Consider the following 7,850-nt stretch of genomic DNA (forward strand, 5'->3'; position numbering starts at 1 on the left):
AAAAACAGAAAACTCTAATGCCGCCAAACTTCTAAAATAATTCATTTTTATAATGGATGACAAAAGCACACGCTCTAAGTTTTGAACGTGTGCTTTCCTTTGCCACCACTCCTCCTTTGAAACAAGCATAGGAGGTAAAAGTGATAAAAGATAGTAGTTTTTTTCAAAGTGTCCTTGACATGGGGTCCACTTTACTTACTAGGGACTTAGACCGTTTCTCATTTCTTGCATCTATAAATTACTCTATTTTCTCTAATATGAACTAATATTCATTACTCGAAAAGTCTTCCCTGCTGAACGAAGTTTCACTTTATGTTACAGTATTATCAATAATAGATAATTAGCTTAGTTAAAGCTCAATTTTTACCGGGGGAAGATTAATGGAATCCACGACTAGTTTACGTTCAGAACGTTTTGAAATAGCTTTTAATAAAATCCATTTGAAACTTAAAAAGATGGTTAAAAATGAAACACCTCAGTTTAGAAACCTTGTTTTTAAAGGTGCAAAAAAATTTTCAATTATTAAAACCCATCAAGAAGAATTGCATCAGTTTGCTAGATTACGAAATGCGATTGTCCATAATAAATATGATTTAGGTCAGTATATCGCTGAGCCACATGCTGAAACGGTAAGGCGGATTGAGATGATAAGTGATATATTCACAAAGCCTAACGAAGCATTGTCCATCGCAACAAAGGAAGTGATTATTTATAATTATGATGATGATCTTGCCACATTAATTCAAGGCATCCATGACCATTCATACTCCCAGTATCCCATCTACCAGGATGGTTATTGCATTGGCCTCTTAACGGCTAAAGCAATTGTCCGCTGGATGGCATCTCATACTTTCGACAGTAAAGTGGATTTTGCAGAGGCTAAAGTGTGGGATATATTTAATTTTGAAGAAAAGCATCCAATTGCGTTTGTTTCAAAGTCAGCCAATATCTTTGAGGTTGAAGAAATATTTGCGGATGCCCATATAAAAAAACAAGATTTAGAATGTGTTGTTATCACGGAAAATGGACAAAAAAATCATAAACCTCTAGGTGTGATTACTCCGTGGGATTTAATCGAAATTGATTATGTTTAAAAGACTATTAAATATTTTTGTAAAATTATAATCATTGACAATACTTCGTGCATATCATACTATAAAGACACCTTACAATGTCGACAATCGACATATATATACAAACTTATCAACTATTGCCGAGAGTTATTCATCCCTGTATTTAAAGCAGCCACGCTTCAACAAACACCGATCATCTTACATCACTTACCGTTTTATAAAATTAGCCAGACAAAATAATCTAACTTTTATTATAAAATAAATTGATAACTTTATCCTCACCGATATAAAGCGCTCTCATAAGTGATGCTGTGTAAAGTTTAATTATAACGAAAGGAGGCACTTTATTAGCGACTAAATGAATGAAGAAGGGATGGGAGAATTATGTTAACATTTCCTATTTCGGAATATCAGGTTCGTTTAAATAATACAAAGAAGAGGATGAAAGAGTCTGGAATTGATGTTCTCTTAATCACAGACCCTGCAAATATGAATTATCTTACAGGGTATGATGCTTGGTCGTTTTACGTCCATCAAATGGTTGTCATTATGCTAGAGGAAGAGCAACCTTATTGGATAGGAAGAGGGATGGACGCCAAGTCGGCACGGTATACGACATGGTTGGATGATTATCATATTTATCCATATGCAGATAATTATATTCAATCCGATACAAAGCATCCAATGGATTTTGTTGCCGATTTTTTAAGAACAAAAAAATGCGAGGCGAAAACAATTGCCGTAGAACTTGATGCCTATTATTTTACAGCCAAATGTTATATGCAATTAATACGGCATTTACCTAATGCAACTTTAAAGGATGGCACGAATCTAGTGAACTGGGTCCGCATCATTAAATCAGATCTTGAAATAATATACATGAAAAAAGCAGCTGAAATTGCAGAAAATGCTATGCAAACGGCTTTTGACACAATTGATATTGGGGTTCGGCAATGTGATGTAGTGGCAAATATTATGTATTCACAAATAAGCGGTACCGAAGATTTTGGAGGCGACTATCCGTCTATTGTACCTCTTTTACCAACAGGAGAAAAAACGGATGCTTGCCATTTAACATGGTCGGATACCCCGTTAAAGCAAGGGGATCCAGTCATTATTGAATTAGCTGGCTGTCATCAACGCTACCATGTACCACTAGCACGAACGGTTGTTGTCGATATGCCTAATGATGAATTAAGTGAGTTATCTAAAATTGTTAAAGAAGGGATTAATACCGCTATCGATATTATTAGACCAGGTATAACTTGTGAAGAAATCGAAATGGCGTGGCGACATGTTATTGAGCGTTATGGTATTTTCAAAGAATCACGAATCGGGTACTCAATGGGATTGAATTATCCACCTGACTGGGGTGAGCATACTGCAAGCCTACGCCCGGGAGATCGAACCGTCTTGGAACCAAATATGACTTTTCATATGATTCCAGGTATTTGGCTTGATTCGGTGGGCATCGAAATTAGTGAGTCTTTTCGTGTGACTGAAACGGGTTGTGAACGATTTACTGAATTTCCGCAAGAGCTTTATGTTAAACCAAACATTCGCTTGGCATAATACCAATAACTTTTTTGGAGTTGACTATGAATACGAAACAAGGAAACCACTCAATAAATTAGACCGCCATAACGTGCACAAATTAAGCACGGGTGGCGGTCTTTTAATTTTAAAATGATTGTTTCACCTTATCCCAAACGGAAGAATCGATTAAGTTTGGTGGCCTGTTGCCATTTAAACCTGTTTCTAAATTTTTTGCTGCCAGTTCAGACATGGCGCGTTCGGTTTCAGCTGTTGAAGAACCGACGTGAGGCGTCGTTACAACATTCTTCATTGTTAGTAGCGGATTGTCAGGTTGAATTGGTTCTTGATCAAAAACGTCTAATGCCGCACCTGCAATTTTTCCGTTTTGTAAAGCACTAATTAGTTCTTTTTCAACAACGGTTTTCCCCCTGGATCCATTAACAAAGAATGCAGATTTTTTCATGAGCTCGAATTCCTTTTTACCGATCATGCCTTCCGTTTCTGGTGTTAAAGGTGTCATTAAACAGACGAAATCCGACTGCTTTAACAAACCTTCTAAGCTACAGTGTGTTGCATGATATTTTTCTTCAGCTTCCTGCTTTCTTGTACGAGTATGATATAAAATATCCATGTCAAAACCCAAATGGGCGCGTTTCGCAATCGCTTGACCGATTCGCCCCATGCCAATAATCCCGAGCTTTTTATGGTGGACGTCTGTTCCGTAATATTCAGGTCCTGCCACCGCTGTTTGCCAGTTGCCGGATTTGACATACTGATCAAGCTCAGGAATACGTCTAGCAGCTGCCATTAAAATGCCAAAGATTGTATCAGCAACTGTATCATTAAGTACACCTGGTGTATTTGTTGCGAGAATGCCACGTTTGGTCAGTTCTTCAACATCTAAGTTATTATAGCCAACCGATACATTACTCACGATTTTTAAATTTGGTGCGTGATCAAGCAGCTCCTTATTAACATTAAGTTCTAACCCCATGATTCCATCTGTATCTTGCAAATGTTGGAGAAAATCTTCGTTTGTCTTTGGATCAATATCTTTAAAAAAGTGGACGTCATAATTCTTTTTAAGTCGCTCAAGGACAGGTTTTTCAAGACGATTATAAACAATAACCTTTTTCACTTATACCTTCCTCCTAACCATAATTGACAATTCGGTCTCTACTCTTAAAATAGCGATACTTTTTCAATAAGTCAATTTCTATAGGATTTTTTTAATTATATTGACAATTAAGATTTAATGATTTACGATGAAGATGTATAATTGTCGACAATCAACATTCAACTGAGTCTATAAAGTAAAGAAAGTAGGTTAATTCAATGGCATCTGATTATAGTCTCATTCAAAAACCATTAAGCGAACTCATTGCAGATGAAATTAAACAATGGATCTGGAATAAAGATCTTGATTATGGAGAGAGATTGCTCGAAACAGATCTCGCTGAAAAATTTGATGTTAGCCGTAGTACCATTCGAGAAGCTTTAAAAATTTTAGAAGGCGAAGAATTAATTATAAGTAAAGCTCGTAAAGGCACTTATGTAGCTACATTTACGGAAAAAGATTTGATAGAGATTAATGAACTAAGAACATTACTCGAAGCACGCGCATTCTTGCAAGCGCTTCCTAAATTAGAAGACAAACATTTTGATGACTTGGAAGCTATTATTGAAAGAATGAAACAAGGTGTAAAGCGTAAAGACTGGAACGAGTTATTTAATCTTGACATGACGTTTCATCGTTATCTAATGGATCTCAGCGACAATTCTCGTATTCTAAAAATCTATGATTCTTTACAAGTCCAAATTCGAACAGCATTGATGCATCTTGACGAGTATTACTCAAGTTTTGATGCATTTTATCAAGAACATAAGGAACTGCTTGATATATTGAAGACGAAGGATGCAGATAAAGTGAAAGAAAGTATTATCAATCATATTGGCTATGTTGAAGAAAAACTTCTCGGTAGCATATAAATGAGTTTTCTATCATAGAACATAAGGTGGGCCGTTTTGATTTTTAAGAGTTAGCGATTGTTATTCCCGTTAAATGAGTTTCCAAATATCATTCATATTTTTCAAAATGATAATTTTAATACATTTTTAAGGGAGGCTTCATAATGAAAAAGTATGCTAACGTACAAACCGAACTTCCAGGACCAAAGGCGAAGGAGTTATTAGATAGGCGACTTGATTCTATCCCCGATGCTGTGAGCTATGGAGTACCTACATTTGTATCAACCGCAAAAGGGGCACTACTTGAAGATGTCGATGGAAATACATTCATTGATTTTGCTGGGGCTATTGGGGTGATAAATGCTGGACATTGTCATGAAACAGTGACTGATGCCTTACATGACCAAATTGATAAATATATCCATACTGGCTTTAACGTCATGATGTATGATCCGTACATTGAGTTTGCAGAAAAGATTGCTGAACTCGCTCCGGGAAATTTTGATAAAAAAGTGATGTTTTTAAATAGTGGGGCCGAGGCGAATGAAAATGCCGTTAAAATAGCACGTAAATATACGAATCGTCAGGCAGTTGTTTCATTTTCAGGGGGATTTCATGGCCGTACGTTAATGACAATGTCGATGACAGGAAAGATTAAGCCTTATAAATATGAGTACGGTCCATTTGCTCCGGAAATTTATCGTGCACCTTTTCCATATGCCTATCGCCGACCTGAATCAATGACGGAGGAAGAGTACACAACGTTTATTCTAGACAGATTAGAGGAATTCTTTATAACAGAGGTTGATCCGAGCTTAATTGCTGCAATTATAATGGAACCTGTCCAAGGTGAGAGTGGATTTATCGTTCCAGACCCTGCATTTGTGCAAGGTGTGTATGAGCAGTGTAAGAAACACGGTATTCTTTTTATTGCGGATGAAATTCAAACAGGATTTGGCCGGACGGGTAAGTATTTTGCAGTTGACCACTTTGGTGTGGAACCCGATTTGATTACCATTTCCAAATCCATGGCGGCAGGTCTGCCAATTAGTGGCGTTATCGGTCGTACTGAGATTATGGACGCCGCGGATGCGGGAGAACTAGGTGGAACGTATTGTGGGAGCCCACTTGGATGTCGTGCCGGTTTAGCGGTTCTCGACGTCATGGAGAAAGAAAATCTCAATGATCGTGCTTTGCATATAGGCGATAAAGTAATGGATAAATTTGAACAAATGTACCATCGCTATGACGCCGTTGGAGATGTTCGTGGTTTAGGCGCTATGTGTGCGCTCGAGTTTGTGCAGGATCGTAAAACAAAAGAACCTGATAAGCAACTCACAAATTTGGTCATAGAAGAAGCGCGCCAACGTGGATTGATTACATTAAAGGCAGGTCTTTTCGATAATGTCATCCGCTTACTCATGCCACTCGTCATTACAGATGAGCAATTAGATGAAGGATTAGCCATTTTAGAAGAATCATTGGAAGCAGTACTGACTGAAACAGTCAAACCAGCCAGTAAATAAAAGCAACATACAAAAGGAGTGACAATCAATGACACATTATTCAATGTACATTAACGGCGAATGGGTTGGTAAAGATTATGAAACAAAGGCAGTTATTAATCCGGCAAATCAAAAAGAAGTAGGAACGGTACCTAATGGGGGAAAGGACGACACAACGCGAGCAATTGACGCTGCACATAAAGCCTTTCAATCATGGTCAAGAACAACTGCCTATGAACGGGCTGATTACTTGGAGAAATTTTATCACCTAATATTAGATCATGAAGAAGATTTAGCAAAAACAATGACGATCGAAATGGGGAAACCGATTAATGAATCAAGAGGAGAAGTAAACTATGCCGCATCCTTCATTAAATGGTTTGCCGAGGAAGGAAAAAGAATTTACGGAGAGACGATACCCGCTCACGTGGACGGAAAAAGACTTCAAGTTTGGAAAAAGCCAGTTGGGGTTGTGGCGTCAATTACACCATGGAACTTCCCGGCAGCGATGTTAACCCGGAAAATGGGTCCAGCACTAGCTGCAGGGTGTACCATTGTCATCAAACCGTCTAGTGATAGCCCGATTACGGCAATCAAACTCATGGAATTATGTGAAAAGGCCGGTTTTCCGAAAGGTGTCGTCAATCTCGTTACTGGACCATCTTCAGAAATCGGTGATACCGTGATGTCAGATAAGCGTGTTCGTAAAGTAACGTTTACAGGGTCAACAGAAGTTGGAAAAACATTAATCAGACAAAGTGCTGATGATGTGAAGAACTTATCCCTTGAACTCGGTGGGCATGCTCCGCTTATCGTGCTAGACGACGCAAATGTGGGTGTAGCTGTTAAAGGTGTTATGGCCTCGAAATTTAGAAATGCCGGGCAAACGTGTATTTGCGCTAACCGGGTATATGTTCAATCAGGCATTTATGATAAATTTGTTGAAAAGTTCTCTGAAGCAGTGACTAAGTTAAAAGTTGGCGATGGATTAAATGAAGAAGTTGATATTGGTCCATTGATTAATAAAGCGGGTTTGGAAAAAGTTCAACATCATGTAGATAATGCAGTGAATTCAGGTGCTTCGGTCGTAGTCGGTGGTAAAACACGTGAAGAAGGGGAAGGTGTCTTTTATGAGCCGACCGTTCTCAAAGATGTCGATCCAAATATGGTGATTATGAACGAAGAAACCTTTGGCCCAGTGGCGCCTGTACAGAAAATCGAAACGGATGCAGAAGCGGTTAAATTAGCGAACGATACTGAATATGGGTTGGCTGCTTACGTATTTACAGAAAATGTCGCTCGCGGCATGCAACTTATTGAGCAACTAGAATACGGAATTGTGGGATGGAATGATGGAGGTCCATCAGCCGCACAAGTGCCATTCGGCGGCTTCAAGGAAAGCGGCATCGGACGCGAAGGCGGCCACGAAGGTATCGAAGCCTTCATCGAATCCCAATACGTCTCCATCGGTATGAATTAATTTACAGCCTAAAACAACAAGGGTGAAAATATCACCAGACACTTTCACCCTTTAAAATAAAGAACTACAATATTTATTTGAGTTTAATTGATTCATATAATTCGTATGATGTGCAGTAACTTACCATCTATAGAAAAAGAGTTAAAACCACCGCTTCGGAAATACACTTCGCTTTGATATGCTCCCTTTTGAGTAGACAGTTAAAAAATAAAAAAACAACTATTCAAAAGGAGAGGTATTCATTGGCAAATCCATATTATTCACCCGACTTTAAATGGAAAGTAGTTC

At 38.3% G+C, this 7,850-nt stretch carries 6 protein-coding genes; 5 read left to right on the forward strand and 1 reads right to left on the reverse strand.

All coding sequences use genetic code 11. The features are described from left to right. The first annotated feature begins 380 nt into the window (after positions 1 to 380). Positions 381 to 1,094, forward strand: coding sequence for a CBS domain-containing protein (locus tag KQI49_RS18185; protein WP_216490990.1), 714 nt, complete (start codon positions 381 to 383; stop codon positions 1,092 to 1,094). A gap of 363 nt (positions 1,095 to 1,457) precedes the next feature. Beyond that, a complete protein-coding gene (locus tag KQI49_RS18190) occupies positions 1,458 to 2,645 on the forward strand; it encodes a M24 family metallopeptidase (RefSeq protein ID WP_216490991.1) in 1,188 nt (395 codons plus the stop codon). Positions 2,646 to 2,754: 109 nt separating this feature from the next. Here KQI49_RS18190 and KQI49_RS18195 read toward each other — a convergent pair whose 3' ends face one another. After that, positions 2,755 to 3,747, reverse strand: coding sequence for a 2-hydroxyacid dehydrogenase (locus KQI49_RS18195; protein WP_216490992.1), 993 nt, complete (start codon positions 3,745 to 3,747; stop codon positions 2,755 to 2,757). Between the two features lie 197 nt (positions 3,748 to 3,944). Here KQI49_RS18195 and KQI49_RS18200 point away from each other — a divergent pair, with 197 nt between their 5' ends. From KQI49_RS18200 to KQI49_RS18210, 3 genes are all read left to right on the forward strand, one after another. Continuing rightward, positions 3,945 to 4,598, forward strand: a complete 654-nt coding sequence (locus tag KQI49_RS18200) for a GntR family transcriptional regulator (protein ID WP_216490993.1) — start codon at positions 3,945 to 3,947, stop codon at positions 4,596 to 4,598. 143 nt (positions 4,599 to 4,741) lie between these two features. After that, positions 4,742 to 6,103 carry a 4-aminobutyrate--2-oxoglutarate transaminase gene (gene gabT / locus KQI49_RS18205; RefSeq protein WP_216490994.1) on the forward strand — a complete coding sequence of 454 codons (1,362 nt, stop codon included), beginning with the start codon at positions 4,742 to 4,744 and terminating at the stop codon, positions 6,101 to 6,103. A gap of 28 nt (positions 6,104 to 6,131) precedes the next feature. Then, complete coding sequence (locus KQI49_RS18210) at positions 6,132 to 7,562, forward strand: NAD-dependent succinate-semialdehyde dehydrogenase (RefSeq protein WP_216490995.1); 1,431 nt, start codon at positions 6,132 to 6,134, stop codon at positions 7,560 to 7,562. The last annotated feature ends 288 nt before the right edge of the window (positions 7,563 to 7,850 follow it).

It is taken from the genome of Virgibacillus sp. MSJ-26, from assembly GCF_018918075.1.
GTDB lineage: Bacteria > Bacillota > Bacilli > Bacillales > Amphibacillaceae > MSJ-26.

Coding starts and splice junctions, on each gene's coding strand:
- KQI49_RS18200 (WP_216490993.1), top strand. CDS start 3,945: ATGGCATCTGATTATAGTCTCATTCAAAAACCATTAAGCGAACTCATT.
- KQI49_RS18210 (WP_216490995.1), top strand. CDS start 6,132: ATGACACATTATTCAATGTACATTAACGGCGAATGGGTTGGTAAAGAT.
- KQI49_RS18190 (WP_216490991.1), top strand. CDS start 1,458: ATGTTAACATTTCCTATTTCGGAATATCAGGTTCGTTTAAATAATACA.
- KQI49_RS18185 (WP_216490990.1), top strand. CDS start 381: ATGGAATCCACGACTAGTTTACGTTCAGAACGTTTTGAAATAGCTTTT.
- gabT (WP_216490994.1), top strand. CDS start 4,742: ATGAAAAAGTATGCTAACGTACAAACCGAACTTCCAGGACCAAAGGCG.